Here is a 2,216-nt window from a genome sequence, read left to right as displayed (position 1 = left end):
CCTGAGTTTAGCACCTAAACTATAAGAAAAGCCTTATCCTACAAGGGGTTAAGGCCTTTTTTTATTTTTATCTTATAGGGGGTGTGAAATCTGTCAATTTCTTGCAAACTTCATCATCTCGTAGTGCTCATACGAAAGTACCTTGCTATCTGGATAAGGGTTTATCTTAAGAATTCGTTTTAGCTCCTTAAGACTTACATGCATGGGCACTTCTCCAAGTCCAGCAGCATCTAACACAGCTTGTGTATCGCCTCTCATTAATCTTTTGTTCTGTACAAAATTATTAAACACTTCTTGTTTTACAACTAAGTCGTTAAGGCCTTCTTCTAACCGCCCTTTACCGGTGTTTTCTGGCGCATAAAAGCCTGAGTTGCTTCTAACATTGGTGAAGTAAATATTGTGCTTATCTAATGCAGCAGCAACCACCTTAGCATCAGCAAGCGCATCACAAATACGTTGAGATGACATTCTGATGCCCTGTTCCAAAAGCCTGCCCTGCATAATTCTCAGCATCATAAGCGCAAACACACAAAGGTAGCAGTGAGCCTCAATCCTTTGATGAAGTCTTACGTGCATTGGCCTTATACTAAAGCTGCTCTTCATAGCTCTAAAATTCTCTTCAATGCCTACTAACTTATGGTAAGTATCTAGAACTTCTACATCAGATAACTTTTCAAAATCTTCATTTTGTGGATGATCGAAAATAACTGCAGCATAGCCAGCAAACTCTTCTTTGTTCTTGATTACATCATGTTTTAAGCCAATGGCTCTATAGTTTTCTTTCTCTTCTTTGCTTGCAGCTGATTTGCCATGTGCTTTTGATGTAGCTTGGGATCGTTTCGTCTCTACAATAGATCGCCATCCGCTTTGAGTTGAGCCAATAAGTGCCCTTTCGCTAATAGCTTTGTTGGCTTTCTTCTTCATTTCCTCTAACTGAGCAAGGTCTCTTGCTCTACGTTGAGGACTGAACGTGTAAACAATCTTGCATTTCACCTTAACCGTACGAGACTTAGCTTTTCCTGTCTGAGGATCGACGGATTCTTTGACACGTGTTGTTTTGATGTAGTCACAAACCTTTAATCGCGGTGCATCAACATCAAGCTCTTTTGTGCCAGCATTTGATACAAATGCGCCATCATCTCCAGGCAGATAATTTACGTATCCCTCTAAATCAAGCATCTCGCTGCGTACTTCTTCTTTTTGCTGAGATACTTTCTGAGCTACAACAAAACCGATATTCTTCTCTTGAACCTTGCTTAATACTTCAGTTCCATTGATGCCTCGATCTGCAACAAAGTAGAAATCCTTGATTCCATACTTTTCTTGAAGACTATTGAGTGTCGGTTCAACCAGATGAATCTCAGAGATATTGCCTGCGAAAATACGGCAATCAATTGGGAATCCCTCTTCATCAATAGCAAGTGCAATTGAGATTAATGGCTGTGCAAAGCGACCCTCTTTAGACATGCCCCTCATTCTTATATCAGAGCTTTCCCATAACTCAAGCTCTTCTTGAAGAGCCTGTTGATACTCTAAGCTTTCCATGAAGTCATTTATTTCATCAGTGGTTGCACCGCGCTTCTCTAATTCCTCACGAGTCTTTTGAGCAAACCTAATTGCACGCCATGTAACATCGTCATAAGGGGTCTCAAACCATGTGTTAGTGCAGTCAAAGAAAGCCAATCGAATGCCTTTTCCTCTGCGCTTAATATGGGTTTTTACAGCATGTTTAAGCAACTCGTCTTTGTGATCATAAACAAAATCCAAAGCACGATAAAAGTTGTCCTGATTCACATCACTCCATGGACAGTAAATGAAGTCACTTCTATTGTTGCTTGACTGCAGGTATGACTGCGGGCAAATGATCTTGACGCAGCTCAGATAGAAAATCAGGTCATTTAGACTCCATGAGTCAATGTCTGTGTAGGCCTTCTGCAAGTAGCCTATTTTGTATTTCAAACCAAGCTCGTCTTCCCAAAGAGGCTTAAGTGCAAGATGTCCATAGCGAAGGGAAAAAACACTGTTTAGCTTTGGCAGATCGCCGCACTTAGGCTCATCTGTAGTGTTTTCTTTATCATCGGATGTATCAGCTACTGCTGCCCTAACTGCCCCAGTAAGGATTTCATTTCGACAGGTCTTCTCAAGCTGTGAAGTTAGTAGTTTGCGAGCACGACTATCTTCATATGCCTGTCTTACATCATCTGGAAGGGAATCAT

Annotated in this window: 1 protein-coding gene; it reads right to left on the bottom strand. The window is 41.1% G+C overall.

The window, feature by feature from the left end:
- Positions 1–93: 93 nt before the first annotated feature.
- Positions 94–2,037: an IS1634 family transposase gene (locus H524_RS15755; RefSeq protein WP_425387390.1), complete on the bottom strand. Its 1,944-nt coding sequence runs from the start codon at positions 2,035–2,037 to the stop codon at positions 94–96.
- Between the last annotated feature and the right edge of the window lie 179 nt (positions 2,038–2,216).

It is taken from the genome of Anaerobiospirillum succiniciproducens DSM 6400 (genome assembly GCF_000482845.1).
GTDB classification, from domain to species: Bacteria; Pseudomonadota; Gammaproteobacteria; order Enterobacterales; family Succinivibrionaceae; genus Anaerobiospirillum; species Anaerobiospirillum succiniciproducens.
The sequence above is the reverse complement of the archived record's forward strand: the minus strand, read 5'-3'. Positions and strand labels throughout refer to the sequence as shown.